The 25,796-nt window shown below is 49.4% G+C and carries 21 protein-coding genes; 7 read left to right on the forward strand and 14 right to left on the reverse strand.

Features of this window, described 5'->3' with window-relative positions; genetic code table 11:
• Positions 1-61: 61 nt before the first annotated feature.
• The 3 genes from gcvT to gcvPB all read left to right on the forward strand — a co-directional run bounded on the left by gcvT (position 62) and on the right by gcvPB (position 4,169).
• Positions 62-1,162: a glycine cleavage system aminomethyltransferase GcvT gene (gene gcvT / locus C1I60_RS23850; RefSeq protein ID WP_137063983.1), complete on the forward strand. Its 1,101-nt coding sequence runs from the start codon at positions 62-64 to the stop codon at positions 1,160-1,162.
• A 128-nt stretch (positions 1,163-1,290) separates the two neighbouring features.
• The gene (gcvPA, locus tag C1I60_RS23855; RefSeq protein WP_137063984.1) at positions 1,291-2,646 is read left to right on the forward strand and encodes an aminomethyl-transferring glycine dehydrogenase subunit GcvPA; all 1,356 of its coding nucleotides are present in this window, start codon (positions 1,291-1,293) and stop codon (positions 2,644-2,646) included.
• Positions 2,643-4,169 carry an aminomethyl-transferring glycine dehydrogenase subunit GcvPB gene (gene gcvPB, locus C1I60_RS23860; RefSeq protein WP_137063985.1) on the forward strand — a complete coding sequence of 509 codons (1,527 nt, stop codon included), beginning with the start codon at positions 2,643-2,645 and terminating at the stop codon, positions 4,167-4,169. The genes gcvPA and gcvPB overlap by 4 nt, the downstream gene beginning before the upstream one ends.
• Positions 4,170-4,288: 119 nt before the next feature.
• On the opposite strand, the gene ptsP is transcribed toward gcvPB, so the two are convergent.
• The 10 genes from ptsP to C1I60_RS23910 form a co-directional block, all read right to left on the reverse strand.
• Entirely contained in the window at positions 4,289-6,001 is a 1,713-nt protein-coding gene (gene ptsP / locus C1I60_RS23865; protein ID WP_137063986.1) for a phosphoenolpyruvate--protein phosphotransferase, read from the reverse strand.
• Complete coding sequence (locus C1I60_RS23870) at positions 5,994-6,269, reverse strand: HPr family phosphocarrier protein (protein WP_014282905.1); 276 nt, start codon at positions 6,267-6,269, stop codon at positions 5,994-5,996. The genes ptsP and C1I60_RS23870 overlap by 8 nt, the downstream gene beginning before the upstream one ends.
• A gap of 121 nt (positions 6,270-6,390) precedes the next feature.
• Positions 6,391-8,436, reverse strand: coding sequence for a glucose-specific PTS transporter subunit IIBC (gene ptsG, locus C1I60_RS23875; RefSeq protein ID WP_137063987.1), 2,046 nt, complete (start codon positions 8,434-8,436; stop codon positions 6,391-6,393).
• 256 nt (positions 8,437-8,692) lie between these two features.
• A complete protein-coding gene (gene glcT / locus C1I60_RS23880) occupies positions 8,693-9,550 on the reverse strand; it encodes a glucose PTS transporter transcription antiterminator GlcT (RefSeq protein WP_137063988.1) in 858 nt (285 codons plus the stop codon).
• A 193-nt stretch (positions 9,551-9,743) separates the two neighbouring features.
• Positions 9,744-11,279, reverse strand: coding sequence for a flotillin lipid rafts scaffold protein FloT (floT, locus tag C1I60_RS23885; protein WP_137064060.1), 1,536 nt, complete (start codon positions 11,277-11,279; stop codon positions 9,744-9,746).
• 48 nt (positions 11,280-11,327) lie between these two features.
• Positions 11,328-11,843: an NfeD family membrane protein gene (locus C1I60_RS23890; protein WP_137063989.1), complete on the reverse strand. Its 516-nt coding sequence runs from the start codon at positions 11,841-11,843 to the stop codon at positions 11,328-11,330.
• Between the two features lie 183 nt (positions 11,844-12,026).
• On the reverse strand, positions 12,027-13,190 hold the full coding sequence (locus C1I60_RS23895; protein ID WP_137063990.1) for an iron-containing alcohol dehydrogenase: 1,164 nt from the start codon (positions 13,188-13,190) through the stop codon (positions 12,027-12,029).
• A gap of 188 nt (positions 13,191-13,378) precedes the next feature.
• Entirely contained in the window at positions 13,379-15,022 is a 1,644-nt protein-coding gene (locus tag C1I60_RS23900) for a UDP-glucose--hexose-1-phosphate uridylyltransferase (protein ID WP_137063991.1), read from the reverse strand.
• An 18-nt stretch (positions 15,023-15,040) separates the two neighbouring features.
• The gene (gene galE, locus C1I60_RS23905; RefSeq protein ID WP_137063992.1) at positions 15,041-16,030 is read right to left on the reverse strand and encodes a UDP-glucose 4-epimerase GalE; all 990 of its coding nucleotides are present in this window, start codon (positions 16,028-16,030) and stop codon (positions 15,041-15,043) included.
• 1 nt (position 16,031) lies between these two features.
• Positions 16,032-17,210, reverse strand: coding sequence for a galactokinase (locus C1I60_RS23910; RefSeq protein ID WP_137063993.1), 1,179 nt, complete (start codon positions 17,208-17,210; stop codon positions 16,032-16,034).
• 219 nt (positions 17,211-17,429) lie between these two features.
• On the opposite strand from C1I60_RS23910, the gene C1I60_RS23915 reads away from it, so the two are divergent.
• Entirely contained in the window at positions 17,430-18,296 is an 867-nt protein-coding gene (locus C1I60_RS23915) for an AraC family transcriptional regulator (RefSeq protein ID WP_137063994.1), read from the forward strand.
• Positions 18,297-18,492: 196 nt separating this feature from the next.
• On the opposite strand, the gene mgrA is transcribed toward C1I60_RS23915, so the two are convergent.
• The 4 genes from mgrA to C1I60_RS23935 all read right to left on the reverse strand — a co-directional run bounded on the left by mgrA (position 18,493) and on the right by C1I60_RS23935 (position 21,929).
• Positions 18,493-19,512: an L-glyceraldehyde 3-phosphate reductase gene (gene mgrA, locus C1I60_RS23920; protein WP_137063995.1), complete on the reverse strand. Its 1,020-nt coding sequence runs from the start codon at positions 19,510-19,512 to the stop codon at positions 18,493-18,495.
• 84 nt (positions 19,513-19,596) lie between these two features.
• Positions 19,597-20,340, reverse strand: a complete 744-nt coding sequence (locus C1I60_RS23925; RefSeq protein WP_137063996.1) for an NAD-dependent protein deacylase — start codon at positions 20,338-20,340, stop codon at positions 19,597-19,599.
• Complete coding sequence (locus C1I60_RS23930; protein WP_137063997.1) at positions 20,328-21,107, reverse strand: HAD family hydrolase; 780 nt, start codon at positions 21,105-21,107, stop codon at positions 20,328-20,330. The genes C1I60_RS23925 and C1I60_RS23930 overlap by 13 nt, the downstream gene beginning before the upstream one ends.
• A 15-nt stretch (positions 21,108-21,122) precedes the next feature.
• Positions 21,123-21,929, reverse strand: coding sequence for an alpha/beta fold hydrolase (locus tag C1I60_RS23935; protein ID WP_137064061.1), 807 nt, complete (start codon positions 21,927-21,929; stop codon positions 21,123-21,125).
• A gap of 313 nt (positions 21,930-22,242) precedes the next feature.
• Between C1I60_RS23935 and C1I60_RS23940 the strand changes: the two genes are divergently transcribed.
• The 3 genes from C1I60_RS23940 to ilvD all read left to right on the forward strand — a co-directional run bounded on the left by C1I60_RS23940 (position 22,243) and on the right by ilvD (position 25,749).
• Positions 22,243-23,277, forward strand: coding sequence for an acyltransferase family protein (locus tag C1I60_RS23940; RefSeq protein ID WP_137063998.1), 1,035 nt, complete (start codon positions 22,243-22,245; stop codon positions 23,275-23,277).
• A 175-nt stretch (positions 23,278-23,452) separates the two neighbouring features.
• On the forward strand, positions 23,453-23,701 hold the full coding sequence (locus C1I60_RS23945) for a KGG domain-containing protein (RefSeq protein WP_137063999.1): 249 nt from the start codon (positions 23,453-23,455) through the stop codon (positions 23,699-23,701).
• A 359-nt stretch (positions 23,702-24,060) separates the two neighbouring features.
• Positions 24,061-25,749, forward strand: coding sequence for a dihydroxy-acid dehydratase (gene ilvD, locus C1I60_RS23950; protein WP_044648168.1), 1,689 nt, complete (start codon positions 24,061-24,063; stop codon positions 25,747-25,749).
• Positions 25,750-25,796 lie beyond the last annotated feature (47 nt).

Genomic DNA, 25,796 nt, shown 5'->3' on the forward strand with positions numbered 1-25,796 from the left:
CATACGTTTTTTTCGGCCTGTCTTTTTTGTTTAGCTGATCACACCGGATAGGAGTGGAAAAATGACTAACTTGCGAAAAACGCCGCTGTATTCGTCCTACGGCACGCTGCCGGGGGTTCGTTGCATTGATTTTGGCGGCTGGGAGCTGCCTGTACAGTTCAGTGGCATTCAAAAGGAGCATGAGGCCGTCCGACAACGTGCGGGATTGTTCGATGTATCGCATATGGGTGAATTCTTGGTCGAAGGCCAGGAAGCCGAAGCATTTCTGCAACAGGTAACGACGAACGATGTCAGTCAGTTGGAGCCAGGTCAGGCCCAATACTCGCTCCTGTGTTACCCGGATGGAGGTGTAGTAGACGACCTGCTTGTTTACTGTAAAGGGTCGGAGCGTTACATGCTCGTTGTGAATGCCTCCAATATCGACAAGGATTGGGATTGGCTGCTTCGCCATGCTCCTGCATCCGTTCATCTGGAAAACGTATCAGATGCGGTAGCACTGCTGGCATTGCAAGGACCTGAAGCTGCTCGTATTGCCGCAGCCGTGACAGACACGGACATTACGAAGCTGGCATCCTTCCGATTCAATGAGGATGTGCAGTTGTTCGGGGCAAAAGCGCTCGTCTCCCGCACCGGATACACGGGGGAAGACGGCTTTGAATTCTATGTGCCTGCGGTGGATGCACCGGCAGTGTGGGACGGATTGCTTCGCATCGGTGAGCCGTATGGTCTGGTTCCCGCCGGACTTGGAGCCAGGGATACGCTGCGCTTCGAAGCGCGGCTACCGCTGTACGGGCAGGAGTTGTCCGCTACCATTTCCCCACTGGAAGCTGGTTTAGGCTTCTTCGTCAAGCTGAATAAGGGAGATTTTATCGGCAGAGAGGCCCTGCAACGTCAGAAAGAACAAGGTATTCCGCGCAAGCTGATCGGACTGGAAATGCTCGACCGCGGCATACCGCGTGCCCATTATCCCGTTTTTGCGGAAGGACAGCACATTGGCGAGGTCACAACGGGAACCCAGTCGCCCACCTTAAAGCGTAATCTGGGTTTGGCTCTGGTGGACTGCCGTTTCAGTTCCCTATCCACACCGCTGGAGGTCGAGATTCGTGGCAAGCGCCTGCGTGCCGAGGTGGTAGCAGCGCCCTTTTATAAACGTCCACGCTAATTTAAATGCTCGGCTTACTATAACTATCGTGATCCGTTACTAACGCTGCCCCGTTCGCAATCGTTTATTAATCATTCGTTAATCGTTCTACGTTTTTACGATTTGTTGGTTGAAAGGAGCCAGACCCAATGAAACAACATCGCTACCTTCCCATGACTGAACAGGATCAAGCTGAAATGCTACGCGCGGTCAGCGCATCGTCTATCGACGATCTATTCAGCGATATTCCTGAGGCGATCCGGTATGAGGGGGAGCTTCCCCTGTCTTCTGGGCTAGACGAAAGAGCCTTAACCCGCCACTTATCCGGACTGGCCGGGCAAAATGCCAATACAGACACGCACGCCAGCTTTCTCGGCGCAGGGATTTACGATCATCATATTCCATCCGTCATCCAGCATATCACTTCGCGCTCGGAATTTTATACGGCCTACACTCCTTACCAGCCGGAGGTAAGCCAGGGCGAGCTGCAAGCCATCTTCGAATTCCAATCGTATATATGCGAATTAACAGGCATGGCTGTAGCCAATGCCAGTATGTATGATGGAGCGACTGCGCTGGCAGAAGCAGGCTCATTGGCTGCCGCTGCCACCCGCCGCAAGCAACTCATCGTATCGCGGACCGTCCATCCAGAGGCACGCCAGGTGCTGGCTACTTATGCGCGCGGGCTGGATTTAGATATCGTGGAAATCGGCTGTGCAGACGGTGTAACCGACGTGAAAGCATTAGCGGTAGCCATATCGGAACAGACGGCGGCTATTTTGGTCCAAAGCCCTAATTTTTTCGGGGCCGTGGAAAATCTGAAGCCGATGGCTGACCTGGTCCATGCCCACAAGGGCCTTATGGTCGTCAGCGCCAATCCGCTGGCGTTAGGCCTGCTGGAAGCACCCGGCAAGCAGGGTGCTGATATTGTCGTAGGAGACGCGCAGCCGCTTGGCATCTCCTCCTCCCTCGGTGGCCCAACCTGTGGTTACTTTGCCGTTTCTCAGGCGCATATGCGCCGTATCCCCGGACGTATAGTGGGCCAGACCACAGATCGCAACGGTAAACGCGGCTTCGTGCTGACCTTACAGGCACGGGAGCAGCATATCCGCCGGGAAAAGGCCACCTCTAACATATGCTCCAATCAGGCGTTGCTCGCCTTATCCGCCTCTGTGTATTTGTCCGTCATGGGTAGACAGGGCATCGCGGAAGTAGCCGAGCTAAACCTGCACAAAAGCCGCTACGCATTGGAGCAATTACTCGGCTTGAAGGGCGTAACCGCCTCCTTTACCGCACCCACCTTTAACGAGTTTGCCCTTCGGTTGCCTGAGGGTACGGATATGAGTAAACTGCAAGCCGGATTGCTTGCTGCCGGCTTTATCGGCGGCTACGATTTGGGCCGGAATTATGAGGAATATGCAGGTCACATCCTGATTGCCGTGACAGAGCAACGAACAAAGGAAGAGATCGATCAATTCGTACACATCTTGGGGGGATTGCTATGACGCATACTACAGGACAGGATCAGGGTACACCGAATCCAGAAGTCGAATCCAGTCAAAATCAGAAGAAAAAGCATGAGCAGGCGCTCATTTTTGAATTGAGCAGACCGGGCCGTATCGCCTATTCCCTGCCTGAATGCGATGTTCCCCGGCGTCCAGTGGCAGAGCTTTTGCCGGATTATGCGCAGCGCAACGAGCCTGCGGCATTGCCCGAGGTATACGAAGTAGACGTTATTCGACATTATACCGCACTGTCACGGCGTAATTTTGGCGTGGACAACGGATTTTATCCACTCGGCTCCTGTACGATGAAATACAACCCCAAGGTGAACGAGGATGTCGCCCGTTATGCAGGCTTCGCCAAAATCCATCCGTACCAGCCGGAGGACAGCATCCAGGGCGCCATGGCGCTGCTCCATACGCTTCAAAACGATCTGGCCGCGTTAACTGGCATGGATGCTGTCACCCTTCAGCCCGCCGCGGGCGCCCATGGCGAATGGACCGGGCTGATGATGATTCGCTCCTACCACGAAGCGCGTGGTGAGCGGCGTACCAAGGTGCTCGTGCCGGATTCCTCGCATGGAACGAACCCCGCCAGCGCCACTGTGGCAGGCTTCGAAACGATAACCCTCCCCTCCACACCACAGGGGCTGGTGGATCTGGACGCGCTGCGTCAAGCCGTAGGCAACGACACCGCTGCGCTTATGCTGACCAACCCGAACACGCTCGGGCTGTTCGAAAAGCAAATCGCTGACATTGCCGCGATTGTGCATGAAGCGGGTGGCCTGCTCTACTATGACGGCGCGAACTCCAACGCCATTATGGGGATCACCCGCCCTGGGGATATGGGCTTTGACGTGGTGCATCTCAATTTGCACAAAACGATGAGTACCCCACATGGCGGAGGCGGGCCCGGCGCGGGACCTGTGGGGGTAAAGCAGCGGCTCATTCCGTATTTGCCCAAGCCGCTTGTCGTGCGTGATCCACAGGGCACGTACCGTTGGGACCGAGAACAGGGAGATTCTATCGGACGGGTCAAAGCCTTTTATGGCAACTTCGGTATTCTTGTCCGTGCCTATGCCTATATCCGCAGCTACGGTCCTGATGGCTTGAAGCGGGTATCCGAATGTGCCGTACTCAATGCCAATTATATGATGCACCGATTGGCTCCGCATTTTGACATCCCTTATCCGGGGTATTGCAAGCACGAATTTGTGATGTCTGGGCGCGGCTTACAGAAATTCGGAGTGCGTACGCTTGATGTTGCCAAGCGATTGCTCGATTTCGGCTACCATCCACCTACGATATATTTCCCGCTGAATGTAGAGGAATGTATCATGATCGAGCCGACCGAAACGGAAAGCAAGGAGACGCTTGATGCCTTCATCGACACGATGATCCAAATTGCGCGGGAAGCTGAGGAAACGCCTGAATTGGTGCTGAATGCTCCGTATACCACTCCAGTCACGCGACTGGACGAAGCAACTGCAGCTCGCAAGCCTATATTGAATTGCTCATGCAGCTAAAAGCAAACTTAAATTTTGGGCATACAAAAAAGCCGGTATCTATTAGATACCGGCCGCTGTATGTAGACAGCACTTTTTGTTGGAAAAAGATATAACCTTTGAAAATGTGATACCCTTCCTTAGCCTTCAATGCTTTGAACCAATTCAACAACCTGCTCGGCTGTTTGCATGTCCAAAGCTTTTGCAGCCAGTTTCTCCATATCCGCGCGGGACAATTTCGAAATTTGACTGCGTGCTGGCAGAATGGAAGTGGCACTCATGCTGAACTCATCGAGTCCCAGACCCAGCAGCAATGGAATTGCTGTTGTATCCCCTGCCATTTCGCCGCACATACCAACCCAACGTCCTTCACGGTGAGCGGCATCAATAACCATTTTCACCAGACGCAGAATGGATGGGTTATATGGTTGATACAGGTAAGAAACCCGCTCGTTCATGCGATCCGCTGCCATTGTGTATTGAATCAGATCGTTCGTACCGATACTGAAGAAATCAACCTCTTTTGCGAATTGGTCAGCCAATACTGCTGTAGAAGGAATTTCTACCATGATGCCCAACTGAATTTCTTCAGATACAGCTACACCCGCTGCTACCAACTTTTCCTTTTCCTCCAGCAACACAGCTTTGGATTCACGGAATTCGTTCAGTGTAGCAATCATTGGGAACATGATCCGCAGGTTACCGTGTACACTTGCCCGCAGCAAAGCACGCAATTGAGTACGGAAAATATCCTGACGATCCAGACACAGACGAATAGCACGGAATCCGAGGAATGGATTCATTTCCTTCGGCAGATCCAGATAAGGAAGCTCTTTGTCGCCACCGATGTCCAACGTGCGGACTACAACCGGTTTGCCTTCCATTCTTTCCAGAACGGTTTTGTATGCTGTGTACTGTACTTCTTCGGATGGAAGCTTATCGCGTCCCATATACAAGAATTCAGTACGATACAGGCCAACGCCTTCGCCACCGTTATCCAAAACGCCAGCTACATCGTTAGGCGTACCGATATTGGCTGCCAGTTCGACATGCACACCATCGACGGAAATTGTAGCTTCGCCGCGCAGCTTGCGCCACTCTTCGCGTTGCTTGTCGTATGCCACTTGTTTAGCCTTGTACTCCGCAACGATCTCTTCGGAAGGGTTCACGAATACGTGACCATCCAGACCGTCGACGATAATCAAATCGCCGCTTTTAGCTTGGGACAGTATATTTTTAGTTCCAACAACCGCAGGAATTTCAAGAGAACGAGCCATAATAGCCGAGTGCGAAGTACGTCCACCGATATTGGTTGCAAAGCCTTTAACAAATTCGCGATTCAGCTGAGCTGTGTCGGAAGGTGTCAAATCTTCTGCAAGTACAATCGTTTCTTCGGCAATTTCTGCAGGACTGACAAAATGAACACCAAGCAGGTGATTCAGGATCCGCTTGGTTACATCCCGCATGTCCGATGCGCGTTCTTGCAAATAAGCACTTTTCATGTTTTCGAACATGGAAATAAACTGTGTAGCTACCTCGTTCAGAGCATAGTCAGCATTAAGCTGCTCATCTCTGATTTTGGCTTTAACTGGATCGATCAATTCAGGATCATTCAGGATCAACAGGTGAGAAGCAAAAATCTCTGCTTTTTTCTCGCCAAGCTCCTGTAAAGTTTTCTCCTTAATCGCTTCCAATTCGGTTTGAGATTCTGCCAAAGCCGCATCCAATCTTGCAATTTCAGCTTCAACATCACCAACCGCGCGTCTCTCTACAGCGTAATTCGGATGCTCCAAGATAAACGCCCGGGCAATGGCGATGCCTGCCGAAGCGGCAATCCCGGAAATTTTAAGCATGAATTTCGCCCAGCCCTTCGTTAACGATTACATTTTCAAGAGCTTTCAGAGCGTCAGCAGCTTCAGCACCTTCACAGATGATGTTGATTGTATCGCCTTGTTCCAGACCGAGAGACAATACACCCAGAATGGATTTCAAAGTTACTTTTTTACCGTTAGCTTCGGCGAAAGACTCAGCACCGCTGAATTTGTTAGCTGTATTTACCAGCGCAGTTGCAGGACGTGCATGGATACCGTCTTCATCTGTAATTCTAAAAGTTGTTTGCATAATTGTTCCTCCCACTTTCCTAATGGATAATATTTGTTTACACGCAGTATACGTGTAGTGAAACCGGGTCATTGATGAGGCGGCCTAGGCCGCCTCATCACGAATCCGAAACACATAGAGTTTATTTTATCGTAATTATACCATCTTCGCCAGCCTTCAATACTCCAGTTTTGTTTAAAGTTACCGAAGAACCTTCTGGAAGGTTGGTAAAAATGACTGGTGAGATGATGGATTTTGCGTTTGCCTTCACGTATTCCAGGTCTACTTTCATAATCGGCTGACCGGCTGACACAAGATCGCCTTCGTTCACCAAAACGTCAAATCCTTGGCCCTTAAGCTTCACTGTGTTCACCCCGATATGAACAAGCACTTCTTTACCGCCATCAGATTGGATACCAATGGCATGCTTGCTTGGGAATACATTGAATACTTTACCATATACAGGTGACACAATCGTTCCATCATTTGGCACGACAGCAAAACCGTCTCCTGTCATACGTTCTGCAAATACCGGATCGGGAACAGTCGAAATATCAACCAATTCTCCGTTAACAGGCATCACGATATCTTCAACGATAATGGTCTGTTTTTCTTCACCAGCTTCCTTCTCTTCTTGCGGAGCAGGTTGAGCCGGGGCCGGAGCAGGTGTGCGTCCCGCCATAATATCAGCCATTTGCGTTTTAATCGTGTCGGAACGTGTACCGAAAATGGCCTGTACGTTGTTGCCGACTTCAAGTACGCCCGATGCGCCAAGCTGTTTCAGACGAGCCTTGTCAACATTGGACTTTTCGTTAACTTCAATACGAAGACGTGTGATACAAGCATCCAAATGCTTGATATTGGACGCCCCGCCGAAAGCTGCCAAAATATTGCCTGGAAGCTCGTCTGTGGTACCGACTGCGGCTCCTTCAACATTTTCTGTGGCTTCTTCACGACCTGGTGTTTTCAGGTTAAACTTCCGTATGATGAATCGGAATCCGAAGTAGTAAATAACCGCCAAAATCAAACCGACGATGATGACGTACCACCAAGGCGTACGATTCGGAATAATCCCGAAAATCAGGAAGTCGATAAATCCGCCAGAGAAGGTCATACCGATTTTAACATTCAATATTTGCATCGTCATAAACGACAACCCTGCAAACACAGCATGCACTGCGAACAGCAGTGGAGCTACGAACAGGAAGGAAAATTCCAGTGGCTCCGTAATCCCTGTCAGGAAAGAAGTCAAAGCTGCTGAACCCATAATACCTGCTACATATTTCTTGTGTTCCGGTCTTGCTTCATGATACATCGCAAGCGCTGCGGCTGGCAAACCGAACATCATGAACGGGAATTTACCCACTTGGAACGTACTTGCTGTCAATGTAACTCCATCACGAAGCTGGTTAAAGAAGATTTGCTGGTCACCATGAATCGTTTGACCTGCCTTGTTCACATACTCGCCGAACTCAAACCAGAACGGGGAATACCAAATGTGATGCAATCCGAAAGGAATGAGTGAGCGTTCAATGACCCCAAAAATGAAAGCGGCCAGTGTCGGGTTGGAATCAACCATGAAGTGAGACACGACGTTCAGTCCTTGCTGTACGGGAGGCCACACAATGACTAGCAATAGTCCGATTAGCAATGAAGATACTGCTGTTACAATCGGAACGAAGCGCTTACCCGCGAAAAAGCCCAGATACGAAGGAAGCTCGATTTTGAAAAAGCGATTGTACATGGCCGCGGCCAATATACCGATGATAATCCCGCCGAACACCCCGGTTTGCAGCGTTGGAATCCCCAACACGTTCGCATAGCCCGGGATTTTTTGAGCAATCAGACCCGGTGTAACACCTACGGCAGTACCCAATGTAATATTCATAACGAGATAACCGATGATCGCAGCCAAACCTGCTACACCTTCACCGCCTGCCAGACCGACGGCTACGCCGACTGCAAACAACAGTGCCAGATTATCAAAAACAATTTGTCCGGCATTCATCATGATCGTCGCTACCGATTGAACCCAGCCCGCATTTAATGCCGGAATGTACTGGAGAAAATCGGGATTGACCAGCATGTTGCCGATTCCCAATAATAGTCCCGCAGCCGGCAAAATGGCTACAGGAAGCATTAAAGCTTTGCCGACACGCTGTAAAACGCCGAAAAGCTTTTTAAACATACGTTCCACTTCCTTCTCTGAAAATTAGAATACAGAGGCAAAACAACAAAAAAGGCATGAGCCGAATTAAGTATGTTTGAACACAACCTTGGGATATAGCTTACCCCAGTAGGCTGTAAACAATCATAACTTAAAACAACTCATGCCTGATCGAATCAGTAACACGTTAGATATTCATTTGTTGTCTTGCTCATTACGAAGTTTATTATAGCATTCTGCCAAAAGTGAGGCAATACTTTTTTCGATTCTAGCTGTTCTAACGTTGCTCTCCCTGCTCTTTGCGTTGGGACAACCGCTGTAAATGCATCGTCAAATAGCTAACCTCAGCCGTATAAACGGATTTGCGTAGCCTTTTCTCCATAATTTTCGTGAGTTTCCAGGCTAACATATACATTTCTGGATACTCTTCATTCAAAAGCTTGTCCAATCGGTAAATCTCCTGCACAATCTCTCCCCGACGTACACGTTCAATCGCAAACCTCAGATGGGTCAGCAGACGCGAGTAATCCAGGGATTGGAGAGGAATGCGATAATCCAGCGTAGTCTCTACTACCTGTACCATATCAGCAATCAATTGAGAATCCTTCCTGACCTCGGAAATATGCTGGTTCGTCATAGCACTGTAAATATGCAAGGCCACGAATCCGATTTCATCTTCTCCCAGATCCACACCCATTTTGTCCTTGATCAAAGAGACTGCCTGTTCAGCCATCTTGTATTCCTGAGGATAAATTTCTCTCGTTTCATACAAAAACGGATTATGGATCGTAATGCCCTGCTTCTGACGATTAATGGAAAAGGCGATGTGATCGGTTAAAGCAATCAATATGTGCTCATTCAGAGGCTTCTTCGCTTGAAGCTGAACATGGTGAAGCACCTCACCGATGACCTCAATGAGCTTTTCATCCAGTTCAGGAAGCAATCGCTTGTATTGCTCCTGCTCCTCATGGCTTTTTAATATAAATAATTTTTCAACTGAATCCAACGAAATAAGATCGCCGTTTTTACGATTGAAGCCGATTCCTTTTCCAATCACAACAACCTCATCATGCTCGGGATGCATCCCGATAATCACATTGTTATTCAGCGCTTTCGCCACTTGTAGGCTGCTCACATCCGCACCTCTTTTTATCTGAACCTTGTTCCTAATAATTAGAGCATGAAGCTCAGAGGAATCCACGTTAAAGTACCAAATATTCCGCTAAAGGTCAATAAAAAGAAAACGCTTTTCTTCACAATAGTCGGGAAAACCAGTGATGAAAAGCGTTCTTTCTGTTAAGGGATATCTGCTCCTGAAAGCCCTGCGGCTATTCTTTATCCCGCGGCGCAACCTCAACCGGGGCATGAATATGCAGCTTATCCGTTTCACCGAAGGACGGTGCGGAATGAAGGCCCTTTTTCCCCGTGGTCAGCCCCCTGATTAACTGCTCCACATCAATACCGGACACACTCTTGAGCATCTCTGGAGCCGTAGCCATTAGCTCTGTGACATAATTGCTGACACGCGCTGCTCCTTCTCCCTTGCCTGTATCCACAACTGTTAATTTATCAATGGACGCAATCGGCTCGGCAATCCGCCCGGCCAGCTCAGGCAGCATGTTCACGATAATATCGAGTACGGCTGCCTCGCCAAATTTCTGGAACGCCTCGGCCAGCTTTTCCTTGGCCTCGGCTTCCGCAAGACCACGTAAACGGATGACATCAGCATCCGCCGTACCTTTGGCTCGTTCCGCATCCGCTTCCGCTTGCCCATTCAGCCGTTTTTGTTCAGCTGACGCTTTAGCCTGTGTCTCAATCGAGTATTGCAGCGATTCCGCCTCACGCATTTTACGCGATTTATCCGCCTCCGCGGCTTGCTCTACCGCATACCGATCCGCTTCCGCTTTCTTCTTCACTTCCGCATCGTATTGTTTTTCACGCACCTGAATTTCCTTGGTTTGAAGATCAATTTCCCGCTCCTTGCGCACCAGTTCGACCTTCATCTGCTCTTCGACGGCAGTCTGCTTGGCACGAGCCTCCTGAATGTGATAAGCCTGATCGGCTTCCGCCTTGGCTGTATCCTGCTCCTTTTTAAACGAAGCCACTTTCAGTTCCTTCTCCTTGGCTGCCTCGGCAATGTTTGTATCACGCAAAAGTTCAGCCTTCTGCCCCTCCTGTTCCGCACGTGCCTTTTGAATCCGCGCATCCCTTACCGCCTCAGCTTCGGCAATTTCTGCATCCCGTTTCACAGCGGCAATTCTCGGCTTACCGAGCGCATCCAGATATCCGTGCTTATCACGTACATCTTTAATCGTGAACGAGACAATTTGCAGCCCCATCTTTTTCAGATCGCGAGCCGCCACGCCCTGTACTTCCTGCGCAAACCGATCCCGATTACGGTATACTTCCTCCACCGTCATGGTGCCGAGGATCGCACGCAAATGGCCCTCCAGCACTTCCTGAGCCTCTCCCCTAAGGGCCTCCAGCGGCTTCCCGATGAACTGCTCCGCTGCTGTTGCAATATCCTCAATGGAGCTGCCTACCTTGATGATTGCCACACCGTCCGCTATCACGGGAACTCCTTGCTCGGTATACACTTCCGGTGTTGTTACATCCAGCTTGTGGGACAATAAAGAAATAAATTCGGACTGCTGAAAAATAGGCCATATAAAGGCGCCACCGCCGCGTACAATTTTGATTTTGCGACCGGAATCATCCTCGGAAATATTTTTATTTCCCAAAAATGAGCCCGTCACGATCATCCCTTCATCCGGTCCTACCGTTTTGTAACGGGCCCAAAAGGCGATCCCTAATATGACGATAACGATGACGACAATCCCCGGAACCAACACAATATCCTGCAAACTTGACACTCCCGTTCACGCTCCCTTCAAGTTAAGCGAATGCGTCGTCTATGTGTCCAGATACGCTACGCGGACGACACCCTCTGCGACCTCAACCACGACGATACGGGTTCCCGCAGCCAGCGGTTTGTGATCAAAGCTCGATGCTGTATGTATGGTGTTGCCTGCACCCAAGCGGATCATAACCTCCCCGTAACCAACCTCAGGTACCGGAACGGTGACCTCACCGATTCTGCCAGTCAGCTCACGCATCGAGAAGCCGCTGGATACCTCAGAGTTCGCCATTGGCTTGATAAACGCAAAAAACACAAGTACTCCGATCACAAACGCAATCGCAAGGGCAAGCAGAACAACCCGGTTCATGCTCAACCCGGTATATTTCGTCAGCAACACACCCGCCCCGCCAAAAGCGGTCATCGCTCCAAGTAAAACGACGGGTCTGAACCAATCGAGGCCGGGAAGCTCCAATCCATCCAGCCAACCACCGAGTACATCCCCGATCAGCACACTGACCACGGTAAAGATAGCGCCCCCTGCCAATAACCACCAAAATATAGTTTCCATGCGGCTCCTCCTTCCATGTCCCTATTTCAGTCTGGTTTCCAGCCTATAACTATGTTTACGTATTCAACCTTAAAAAGTTTCAAAATTTTCCTCTAGAATTCCAAATCAAACCCAAAAAAGCACGTCCATACGTCTAATGACGTACAAACGTGCTTGCAATTATCCAATGACTGAATGACTGGATTACAAAGATGCTTTGTAAATTTCCACTACATCTTCACGATTCAGCTTGTTAAATCCGCCAAAAGATCCGAATTTCACAGCTTTATCAGCCATAACGTCGATTTTGGAACCGTCAATATCGTAATCAGCCAGACGGCTTGGCGCACCAATCGAGTTCCAGAAATCACGCAACGCCTGAATACCTTCCAGCGCTACTTCTTCATCACTCTTGCCTTCCGGGTTCACATGGAACACATTCACAGCCAGTTGCTTGAAGCGTTCAGGCTTCACATGCAGGTTGTGCTTCATCCAGTTCGGGAACAAAATCGCCAGTCCTCCGCCATGTGGAATATCATAAACAGCAGACACCGCATGCTCGATATTGTGAGTCGCCCAGTCACCTGTCAGCCCCATGTTCAGGAAGCCGTTCAGCGCCATCGTACCACAGTACATCATCGTTTCACGCAGCTCGTAGTTCTCCAGATCGTTGACCAGGCCCGGAGCCGCATCCATAACTGTACGCAAAATCGTTTCACACCAGCCAAGCTGAACCGGAGTGTTAGATTCCAAATGGAAGTAGTGCTCCAGCGTATGTGACATCATATCCACGATTCCGTACACCGTTTGATTTTGTGGCAGAGAATACGTGTTCACGGGATCAAGAATGGAAAACGCAGGGAATGCAAATACGCTGCCCCAGCCCAATTTTTCCTGTGTTTCTTCGTTCGTAATGACAGAACCTGCGTTCATTTCGGAACCGGTAGCTGCCATCGTCAGAACTGTACCTAAAGGCAATGCTGCCTGTGGAGCCGCTTTACGCTCTGCAAAATCCCACATATCCCCATCATATTTCGCCCCGACAGCAATCGCTTTGGAGCAATCCAGCACACTACCGCCGCCAACAGCCAGTACGAGGTCGATTTGATGCGTTTTACACAATTCCACGCCTTTATGTACTGTGGACAAGCGAGGATTTGGTTCTACACCAGCCAGTTCCGTTACCTCTGCTCCAATTTCTTGAAGCAGACTGATTACATTATCATACAAGCCGCTGCGTTTAATACTGCCGCCGCCATATACAAGCAGTACACGTTTACCGTATTTAGGAACTTCACGCTTGAGAGCCTCTAATTGCCCTTTACCGAAGATCAATTGAGTAGGATTATAAAATTCGAATGCTTTCATCGCAAACGTTCGCCTCCAATATTTTTTGAAATTTAATGTTAAGAAACTACTCTATTATAACCTTCTCAGTTACAGGAAACAAATTTGCTTCTTTTTCAGAAAAAAAACCATGTTCCTAAAGGAGCATGGTTTCCATGTCATATCTTGGGAGGGTTCTCGCACAGTATTATGCGCTGCCTGCAATTATTCTATTCCCCTGTTGTATAACCCAGTTGCTTTATAAAACGTCCAAACGCTTGCTGACCTTCCGAATCACGCTTGTACACTCCTGCATGCTCCAAAATTTCACTGAACTTCAGTCCAACTTCATTTTGTACCGTGCCAACAGCCGTCTCCTTGTCAGGCAAGCGACCGAATCGGGTGTTTAACTGGTGAATCCAGTCCGCGTGCTTGAATAGCGGATGCCCTTCCTGCTGCATAGCTACAGCCAACTCGTCGTTACCGCATAAAATATCTGCAATACCATCCAGTTCATCCTTAAGCCGCCCCGGCAAAATCGCAAGTCCCATAACCTCGATCAGACCGATATTTTCCTTCTTGATGTGATGCATCTCGCGATGAGGATGAAAAATACCTTCCGGGTACTCATCACTCGTTCGGTTGTTTCGAAGCACCAGATCCATCTGGTACTTTCCTTCCGCATCCCGGCGTACAATCGGTGTCACTGTATTATGCGGCACCGTTTCTCCGTCCTGCTCCGTATGAGAGAGGACATCGGCTGCGGGATCGCTGTAAGCCTTCCAGGCTTCAAATGCGGCATTCCCCGCCTCCAGCAACGATTCGGCATCCGTTGAAGTAAAGCGGATCACTGACATCGGCCAGTTCACAATCCCTGCTGTGACCTGCGGGAAGGCTTCATTGCGATACACAACGTCCACACCCGCTTTTTCAATCGGGAACGTATGACGTCCACCTTGAAAGTGATCGTGAGTCAGAATAGATCCTCCGACAATCGGCAGATCGGCATTGGAACCGATAAAATAGTGCGGGAACGCTTTCGTAAATGCCAGCAACCGCCGCAGTGTATCCTTCGTGAGCTTCATCGGTACATGATCGTGATGGAACACAATACAATGCTCGTTGTAGTAAACGTAAGGAGAATATTGAAAAAACCACGGTTCCTCGTTCAATTCCAATGGAATGATGCGCAGGTTTTGGCGGGACGGATGATTCACCCTTCCGGCATACCCAACGTTTTCACGGCATAATTGACATTTTGGATAAACTGGCGGCGGAAGAAGCTTCGCCATTGCGATTTCCTTTGGACTTTTCTCCGGCTTGGACAGATTAATTGTGATTTCCATATCTCCGTAAGGTGTCGGCTGATTCCAGTACACATTGCTGGCAACGCGGTCCATTCGGATGTAATTCGAGTCGATGGACAGTTGATAAAAAGCATCTGTCGCTGCCTCTATGCCACGTTCGGCCTCCGTTTGGCGAAAGTCACGGACGACCTCAGAAGGTCTGGCCATCAGCAGTCCCATGATTTTGGAATCCAGCAAATCACGGTACGTATCTGTGTTTTCCGATATGAGTCCAATCGCATACCCATAATCAATCAATACATTAAGCACAGGCTGGAGAACCTCGGGGGCTGTGATGCCCCCTGCCTCCACGCCGGAATAAGGCTCCGAAAACCCGAACTGCTCCAGCAGCAGATTACGGCTGTAATCTGTATCTTGCAGACCGATTAATCCCCGGTTTTGTGCGAATGCAACCAGTTGCTCAATCGCATACAGAGCGGCTTGTTGTAGAATTTCATCGATGTCATGGGCCGTATGTCGGGAATGCTCCCGGCCTTGACCTCTATCTGCGGATTGACTCTTGCTCATTATGTCATCGTCTCCCGTCTATTCGTCGCCGTAGCCCTGAGGATGTGACTGATGCCAGCCCCAAGCTCCGCTAATAATGTCCTCCAGTTGGGTACGCGCCGGACTCCAGCCCAGCACCGAACGTGCCTTTTCAGAAGAGGCAACCAATACTGCCGGATCACCCGAGCGCCGTGGCTCTGTAACGACCGGAATGTCGAGTCCAGTGACCTTGCGTGCCGTCTCGATCACTTCCTTCACCGAGAAGCCCTGCCCGTTGCCCAGATTAAACACGTTGCTGTCATGGCCTTCGCGCAAATAATTCACCGCACGCACATGGGCATCCGCCAGATCGCTCACATGAATGTAATCTCGGATGCACGTTCCGTCAGGTGTAGCATAGTCCTCACCAAACACCGCGATGTGCGGGCGCTGTTTCAGTGCTGTCTGGAGTACCAGCGGAATCAGATGGCTTTCCGGACGATGATCCTCACCGATTTTGCCGCTCTCATGCGCACCAGCCGCATTAAAGTACCGCAAGGACACATATTTGATGCCCAGTACTTTATCAAACCACGACATCATACGCTCCATCATCAGCTTTGTTTCACCATATACATTCGTTGGCTCCGTACGGTCGCCCTCTTCAATCGGTACCTTTTCCGGTTCGCCATAAGTAGCCGCAGTGGAGGAAAATACGATCCTGCGTACACCGGCATCCTTCATGGCCTCCAGCAAGCTCAACGTGCCGAATACGTTGTTGTCATAATATTTACCCGGATTTTGCATACTTTCCCCGACCAGCGAGTTGGCTGCAAAATGAATAACTGCGTCGATACTATTTTCGGAAAACAGTCTGGAAAGCAGTTCTTTATCTCTCAGGTCACCTTCATACAGCTTGCCTCCGAGCAGTGCTGCCTTGTGCCCGGTTTGCAAATTGTCCAGCACCACAACTTCTTCTCCCCGATCCAACAGCTCTGCTACCGTATGTGAACCAATATATCCAGCTCCGCCTGTTACTAAAATGGCCATGTTATTCGTCCTCCTTCTGTTCTTTAACTCCGTCTCCCGCCTTACATACATAAAAGCTGGCTTCCAGCCCTGTACGGGTCTGATAAGCTTCGCCGATTTCCTTCACAAACCGTTCCACATCGTCCTCATGGACAAGTGAAACCGTACAGCCCCCAAATCCGGCTCCCGTCATACGCGCACCGAGCGTGCCAGGAATGCGCCGTGCTTCCTCGACCATCACATCCAGCTCCGTGCAGCTAACCTCATACAAATCGCGCAATGAATCATGCGAAGCGTTCATCAATTGCCCAAAAGCTTCGAGATCATTCGCAGCAAGAGCATCGACAGAGGCCAGCACGCGAGCGTTTTCCTCTACCACATGCTGTGCCCGGCGTCGTACCGTTTCATCCGCAATATAATGCTGGAGCTCATCAAAACGGGTCTCATCCAGCTGAGCAAGGTATTCCAGCGTAGGCTCCTGCTGCTGCAAAATGGACAGAGCTTCGGCACATTGGCTGCGGCGCTCGTTATAGGCTGAATCCACCAGCCCGCGGCGCTTATTCGTGTTGCCGATCACTAGCTTATAGGCACCGGTACGGAATGGGACCTTACGGTATTCCAGCGTATCGCACATCAGCAGAATCGCATGGTCAGCCGCACCGTTTGCGACAGCGAACTGATCCATAATACCGCAATTGACACCTACGTAATTGTTTTCTGCCCGCTGGGACAATAAAGCAATTTCGACTGTGTTCGTTTCCTGTTTTTCGGTAGTGAGGAACGCGTATCCCGTTACAACCTCAATGGAGGCAGAGGAGGATAATCCGGCACCATTCGGTATTTCTCCATGATAGAGCAGGTCGTATCCACTAGACGGATAAACTCCCTTTTCAGCCAGCTCCACCAGAACGCCGACAGGATAGTCCACCCACTCATCCGTTTTACTTTTACCTATTTCTCCGCGTGGGATAGATACTTCATACGAAAGGTTTGTCGAAGTAAAATGAATTTCATCATCATTACGCGCACGAAGAATCAGCGTGGTACCGAATTCCAGTGCAGCCGGGAGTACATAACCACCGTTGTAGTCGATATGCTCCCCAATCAGGTTAACACGCCCAGGAGCATGAAATATTCGCAGCTCATGGCTGCTTTCACCATATTTGTCGATAAAACGTTTCTTTATTTCAGTAGTGTTCATATCCACATCCACCTCATCACGGTTAGTAAAGTCCCCCCTGACTTCCTTGTAACAAACTTAATCAGGCTGGCGCTTCTTATGATTTCAGTATAAATGAAAGCGTTAAATAATGTAATGCATCCATGTGTTAAAGCTATGGATAAATGTGACTTGGATATGTACAATGTAAGTATACCGTATCTAATAAACCATTCACAAATCTAGGAAGGATGACCCTATTTGCAAGCGCATTCATATAGTTATGCTGTGGCCTCCAATCCAGTGTTTTATGAAAATAGCCCGCTGCACGTGCTTTTTGCCGGCGAGAGCCAAACCAAATCCGGTCATGCCGTCGGGCCGAAGCTATATGATTACTATCTGCTTCATTTTGTAGAATCTGGAAAAGGCATCTACCGAACAGAGCAGCACTCATATCAGCTTGAAAAAAACGATTTTTTCCTGATCCATCCCGGTCAACTCGTAAGCTACACCTCCGATGAGGAGGAACCGTGGCGGTATCGCTGGTCTGCGTTTACAGGACAGCATACCGAAACCATGGTGCAGGAAGCAGGACTGCTCGTGCACCAGCCTGTCTTCCACGCTTCCAGTGAAAGCCTGATCCCCAGCTATTTGGAGCAGATGCAGTTAGCCTTTTACAGCCGAAAATCCAGCTCGCATCTTGCAGCCCTCGGCTACCTGTATCTGATCATGGGGGAGGCGGGTAATCATTTAAGCGACTGGTCTGACCCAACCGGCGCAGATTCGCAAATTCGGCGGACGGTCAAGCAGATGGTCCAATATATGTCCACTCAATATGCGCATCCCGTTTCTATCGAACAAATGTCCGAAGGACTTGGTTATAACCGTGCGTATTTGTCACGTATATTCAAGAAGGAAACGGGCGTCTCTCCGGTCACCTATCTGCTCAAACTGCGAATTGACAAGTCTCGTCATCTGCTACGCGAGCGTCCCGAGCTTTCGGTGGAGCAAGTGGCCGCTTCGGTGGGATTGACAGACGCTTTGTATTTCTCGCGTCAATTCAAGCGCTTCTGCGGTCAGTCGCCAACCCAGTACCGAAGCAAGGTTCAGCAATATCCGCATCCTTAGCAGGCTTTAACCGTTCACATATCCTTTCTGCTTCGTCTGATGATTGATCCTCTGTTCCGGCATGGGCAACGACCAATCTGGTATGGTTCGGAAAATAGCAAACAGCCCGCATCCTTTAACGATGTGGGCTGTTGTGTGTATATTGGGCATGAAAAAATGCACGTTATGCCCATGATGATGGAATAGCTTTTGGGCTTTAGGCTGTGCCGCCGTCCTGTAAATTCCCCGCATTCAGAATCGAATCAATCCGATCCAGCTCTTCCTGCGAAAAGTCCAGATTGGACAGGGCGGCAACATTTTCTTCAATTTGGCTCACACGGCTGGCCCCAATCAGGACGGAGGTCAGACGTTCACCACGCAGAGCCCAGGCTAACGAGAATTGAGCCAAGCTTTGTCCGCGCGCAGCCGCCATCTGATTAAGAGCACGCACCTTGCGAAGTGTCTCGGGTGTCACATTGTTCTCATTCAAGAAGACAGATGCACTTGCCGCGCGTGAATCCTCGGGAATTCCGTTCAAATATTTATTCGTTAGCAATCCCTGAGCCAAGGGGCAAAAGGCAATGCTGCCGATCCCGTTTTCGTCCAGTACATCCTGCAACCCGTTTTCAATCCAGCGGTCGAGCAGAGAATATTTGGGCTGATGAATCAGCAGCGGTGTTCCCAGCTCCTTTAGAATACGAGCCGCTTCTGCCGTTTGCTCCGCGCTATAATTAGACACGCCCACATACAGCGCTTTTCCGGAACGAACGATATGATCCAGAGCCTGCATTGTTTCTTCCAACGGCGTATCAGGATCAAAGCGGTGGGAGTAAAATATGTCGACATAATCCAGACCCAACCGCTTCAAGCTCTGATCCAGACTGGATATCAGATATTTGCGCGAGCCCCAATCACCATAAGGTCCTGGCCACATAGTGTAGCCCGCCTTGGTCGAAATGATCATCTCATCCCGGTACGGCTTCAAGTCACTCGCCAGCACTTGTCCGAAAAATTCCTCTGCTGAGCCCGCTGGAGGACCATAGTTATTAGCTAGATCAAAATGCGTAATCCCCAGATCAAAGGAACGAGTAACCATGCTACGACCGTTCTCCGCATTGTTGATCCCGCCAAAATTGTGCCACAAGCCCAGTGAAATGGCAGGCAGCTTAAGGCCTGATCTCCCTGTGCGGTTATATTTCATACTTTCATAGCGTTCATCGCCAGCCAAATAAACCATGCTATCCCAGCCTCTCTCGAAACATTGTTATGTCCAGTACAACAACATCATAGCGCCTTTATCCGGCCGTTGACAAGAAAACGATTACAAACTCAATTGATTGCCGAGTTCTCCCAGAACCCTGCCGATGGGATCGATAATCAGGAGATCCGCCTTGTGATCATATGAAGTGGGATCTGTATTAAGCAGTACCGTATGTTTACCGTGAAAATAAGTAATCAGTCCCGCCGCAGGATGCACCGTCAGTGAGGTTCCTCCAATTAATAGCAGATCGGCCTGCGAGATAGCCTGAATGGATCGGACAAGCGTATCCTGATCCAGCTCTTCCTCGTATAAAACGACATCCGGTTTGATCATTCCCCCGTCTACTGGACATTTGGGCACCACCTCGGAGCTGTCCATCACTTCGTTCAGACTGTAAAAACGCCCGCATTCCATACAATGGTTGCGATGTACCGAGCCGTGAAGCTCCAGCACATTCACACTGCCTGCGACCTGATGCAATCCGTCAATGTTTTGCGTCACGACCGCTTTGAGTCGCCCATGCTGTTCCAGTGATGCGAGGAAATGATGGCAACCGTTAGGCTCCGCATCGGGATGCAGCATTTTGCTGCGATAGAAGCCAAAGAACACTTCAGGATGCTTTACAAAAAAAGAACGGCTAAGCATAACCTCCGGGGGATAAGGCAGCTTTTCCTCACTCTGATACAGACCAGCCGCCGAACGAAAGTCCGGGATACCGCTCTCCGTCGATGTACCCGCCCCGCCGAAAAAAACAATATTTTGCGATTGCTGTATCCAATCAGCCAACATTTTTACTTTGTCCATGTTTCACGCACCTCCAGCTCTTCATATCCGCGGACGATGATGTCCGCATCCAGCAAATGACCGGAACGTTCCTGCTCTGGCGCAAATCCGATGGCCAGCCGCACCCCGGCACGCTTGCCCATCTGCATATCCCCGTTGCTGTCTCCAATGACAACTACATCTGCTGGCGTCAGTCCCAGCAAATCGCAGGCTTTTTCAGCCATTTCCGGGTCTGGTTTGCCGTATGTAACCCTGTCGTGACCGATGACCTCATCAAAATAGGATGTCAGCCCCATCCACTCCAGATGCTCCTGCGCGGCCTCTGTACTGTCAGAGGTGACGACCGCCAGCTTCAATCCGGCACGGCGGCTTTGCTCCAATAACGTGCGTAAACCCGGAAACGCCTTCGCGGCCCGATGTCGCCGAATATCAGCCATCGCCATTTTGTTAAAGTCCCGAACAAGCCTCACCGCTTCATTCCACGGTACACCGACAGTATAAAGCTGCCAAGCCAGCACGCCCGTGCTCTCATCCACTGTCCCCATCGCCAGCGGGCCAGAAGGATCATAGCCGATCACGCTCCCCTCAGGGTCGTGGATGGTGCCCAGAATGCTGCCTTTTTCCACCGTAAACTCAGTACCTGCCACGGCAAGCTGCTGTTCCAGCATATCCAGTATAGAACGGGCCCAGGGCCCCCACAACTGAATAAAATCCAGCAGCGTTCCATCCTTGTCCAATAAAATGCCACGGCATGGAAACCGCTGTCCCCGCACGACTAACTCAGACATGCAGCCGCCTCCTTTTTACTGATTTTTTGGAGCTGAATCTACACTCTCTTTCATCCAGTCCTGCAAAGCTGAAACCGTTTGATTCCATTGCTCGGCCGGGCTAATTTTCCCAGGGTTATCGCCCTTTTGGGCTCCGTAGCTGCCGAATTGGGCATGGTTTCCTCCCTCAACTGTAAAATACAACGTATTGGCTGGTAGATAAGCTCTTCCACTCTGAACACTATCCATTTTAATCACTCCATCATCACTTCCAAGCAGGGAAATGACCGGCAGATTTTTATCCTTCAAATTCCCCTTACTGTCCGGGTAGGAAGCAAGGAAAAATACGCCCTTGACCTGATCGGGATGTGCAGCGGCATAGCGGGCAGCCATAACACCGCCTAACGAATGGCCTCCGATCACAAACGCTTCTTTCGGATATGCCTTCAGTACCTCACCCGCCAAATTCGGGGAAGTCAATGCAAGATTCAGCGGCATTTTTGCTATGATCACATGATGACCCTTTTCCGCCAAACGGCGGGCCAATGGAGCGTAGCTTTCAGGCTTTACCAACGCACCCGGGTACAAAATAACTCCGGCACCATTTCTTTTTGCAGGCTCAAAACCAATCCAATGCTCCTGTTCGTTCACCTTCACAGCATCGGCTGCTTCTGCTAATGCGGCAGTGGCCGTGTTGTCAGGCTGATAGGGTGTGAATACTTTCCATGCTCCCCAAGCTGCAATAAGCACAATGACCATCAGGATACCCAATATAATTTTCCATATCTTCCTATTAGCGCCTGTCCCATATGAGCTGTATGATCTTCTCGTTCTTCTTCTCATTTTAAAGGTTCCTTTCGTAATTCGTACCTTATGATTCATGATTGGTATATGAAATTTTTGCTGCGTAAATCAGCTTATCTATAACCTTGTTAGGGTACCATCGTGCGCGCACAGGGTCAAATAAGAAGACATTTCCAGACATTTGCCTGGTCTTTGTCCCCTGTTCAAGCTTCCGCCACATAATAAGGACATGATAGCGCTTACCATTGTGAATAAAATCACAATTGTAAGACTCAGAGTATCGTACCTTGTTCCTTGTAAGGATTATTTTGCACAGAGTTTACTCGGCTTAGTGCCGTTCGGAGGGAATTACATGACGACAAGCCATGACATACAAGGAGAAAGCTTTTTTCTCAATTTGCGCTTTATGCTGATCGTATGCGTATTTGCAGGCAATGCTCTGGAGCCCTTGGTTGGCTCGCTTCACATCGCCCAACAATGGTTTAGCTGGATATTCATGTTTCATATGCCGTTGTTCGTGCTCGTTACAGGCTACTTTGCCAAATCATCATTAGGGGGGCCCACAGGCCGGAAAGTTTTGCTTCAGATCGGTATGCAATATCTTATTTTTCAAACCCTCTATTCGATATTGGATGCTGCACTCTTCCATGTCCCTCATATTCATCATTCTTTTTTTGCACCTTATTTGCTGCTCTGGTTCCTTGCCAGTCATATTTGCTGGAGACTGCTGATGCTTGCTTTCCAGGGAATGCCGCCTGTTGTCCAATTAGGTATATCCGTGCTGCTGGGTATCCTTGTCGGATATCTCCCGGTGGATGGCGTCTGGCTCAGCGTGTGCAGAACCTTTGTTTATTTGCCTTTTTTTGTAGCAGGGTATCATTTGAATTATACAGATGTTCGGCGCTTCTTCACGACTCCAGTCCGTGTGATCGCAGGCATAGTGTCCCTTCTGCTTATGGTACTGGCGGGAACGTCGTACTACGGCATTCCGACAGGCTGGCTGTATGGCAGCATGACTTATGGTGAGCTGGGTCATGCCGAATGGTATGCGGGGATTTACCGAATTGGCATTTACGGAGTGCAATTCATAGCAGCTATCGCGTTTTTGAGCTTTGTTCCAGCCGTCACTGGACGTATGACTGAAATGGGGCGGCGGACATTATACGTCTTTTTGCTCCATGGTCTGATTGTCCGTACCGCTGCTGCCAAGGGGATTTACGATTATATAGACACTCCGGTGGAAGTGATGCTGATCGTAGCGTGTGCTGCGGGTCTGTGCTGTCTACTGACTCTGCCTTGGGTGCGAAATGCAACACATCCTTTAATCGAGCCACGGGTTGACTGGATGCTTAAGCCGTCTCCTTATCTTTTTAAACGATCCGCATAACTTTTTATGTCCATCCTATAACAAGCGTCAGCACGCGACAAACGGCTATCAGACGAAGAACTAGGCGGACCCGGATCCTCTTTACTTAGCAAGAGGCCTGTTTCATCAAGGCATGATGTGGTAAGTAAAGGATGCGCGCAACAAAAAACAACTTTTCATAAAGGAGTGTTTTGTAATGGCACGTAATCAGGATCAAGGTAAAATGAGCCGCGAAGAGGCAGGTCGTATGGGTGGGGAAGCTACATCCAAGAAGCACAACAAGGAATTTTATCAGGAGATTGGTAAAAAAGGCGGGCAAGCTACCGCTAACTCCCACGATAAAGAATTTTATCAGGAAATTGGTAAACGTGGCGGCGATGCTACCGCTGAGTCTCATGACAAAGATTACTACAGGGATATTGGACGCAAAGGCGGCAAAAATTGAATCAAGTACCACATAAAACACCTTTTGTAACTATAAAAAGCAAGCTCAAGCCCATCCCGCTTTATTGCGGAGTGGGCCTTTTCATATTTTGCGACATCACAAATATCCAAACGATTACTTTTTATCAACAGCATTTTACACAAAATTCAATTCCAGCTGCTCCAAGGTGCAATATATAGACGAACCAAATCATTTCGATCTATATATTGTCGATTACAGGTCGCTCTTGAATTTTCACAAAATCCTCATATATGTAGAAATATGCGCACATGTATGATAGACTCTTTAGAAAACATCTGCGCTAATTCGGCGTCTTCGAACGCCATAAAATTTTTTAACTTTGGGGGGAAACCAGCATCATGACAGCAAAGACGAAAATGCGTTCCGATATGATTAAAAAAGGCTTTGACCGCGCTCCTCACCGCAGCTTGTTGCGCGCAGCGGGCGTTAAAGAAGAAGATTTTGACAAACCATTTATCGCGGTGTGTAACTCGTATATCGACATCGTACCGGGCCACGTCCATTTGCAGGAATTCGGCAAAATTGTCAAGCAAGCCATTCGTGAGGCAGGCGGCGTACCTTTTGAGTTTAACACCATTGGTGTAGATGACGGCATTGCCATGGGACACATCGGTATGCGTTATTCTCTACCAAGCCGCGAAATTATTGCCGACTCGCTGGAAACTGTCGTTTCCGCTCACTGGTTTGACGGCATGGTCTGCATTCCAAACTGTGATAAAATCACACCCGGCATGATGATGGGCGCATTACGCGTGAACATCCCGACTATTTTCGTCAGCGGCGGCCCCATGAAAGCTGGTAAAGACAAGAACGGGCGCTCCATCTCCCTGACCTCCGTCTTCGAAGGCGTAGGTGCATATCAGGCTGGTAAAATCGACGATCAAAGCCTGCTGGAATTAGAACAATACGGCTGTCCAACTTGCGGCTCTTGCTCAGGTATGTTCACAGCGAACTCTATGAACTGTCTCGCTGAAGCAATGGGTCTGGCTATGCCTGGTAACGGCACCATTCTCGCAGTAGCGGAAGAACGTAAAGAATTCGTTAAACAATCTGCACGTCAATTGATGGAATTGATCAAGCTGGACCTGAAACCACGTGATATCGTGACTAAAGAAGCTATTGATAACGCATTTGCGCTGGATATGGCCATGGGTGGTTCCACCAATACGGTATTGCACACATTGGCACTGGCTCATGAAGCTGAAGTAGACTACCCTATCGAACGGATCAATGAAGTGGCGAACCGCGTACCTCATTTGTCCAAATTGGCACCTGCTTCCGACTATCATATCGAGGATGTTCATAATGCAGGCGGCGTAAGCGCAGTGCTGAATGAATTGTTGAAGAAGCCGGGCGCACTGCATGGTGACTGTATTACCGTAACCGGAAAAACGATCCGCGAAAACGTAGAGGGGCAGGAAATTCTGGATACCAATGTTATCCACAAGCTGGACAACCCTTATTCCGAACGCGGCGGTTTGGCTGTATTATTCGGTAATCTGGCACCGCAAGGCTCCATCATTAAAGTCGGTGCAGTTGATCCGTCTGTTGGTGGTTATCATAAAGGCCCTGCCATCTGCTTTGATTCACAGGAAGATGCGCTGGCTGGTATTGCCAATGGTAAAATCGCAGAAGGCCACGTTGTTGTTATCCGTTATGAAGGTCCTAAGGGTGGACCGGGTATGCCTGAAATGCTCGCTCCAACTTCGCAAATCGTCGGTATGGGACTTGGTGCCAAGGTCGGCCTGATTACAGACGGGCGCTTCTCAGGCGCATCACGTGGTATCTCCATCGGTCACATTTCCCCCGAAGCAGCAGAGGGCGGCCCTATCGCTTTTGTTGAAGACGGCGATATTATCGAGCTGGATCTGAACAATCGTACGATTGAGCTGCAAATTAGTGACGAAGAATTTGAACGTCGTCGCGCAAACTGGAAAGGCTTCGAACCGAAGGTTAAAACAGGTTACCTGGCACGCTACTCCAAGCTGGTGACCAATGCAAGCAACGGCGGTATTATGAAAATCTAATCCTTATCATGAATGTTATAAAAACGAATAAACAAAAGCCTCCCGAA

The organism is Paenibacillus terrae (assembly GCF_005217525.1).
Taxonomy (GTDB): domain Bacteria; phylum Bacillota; class Bacilli; order Paenibacillales; family Paenibacillaceae; genus Paenibacillus; species Paenibacillus terrae_C.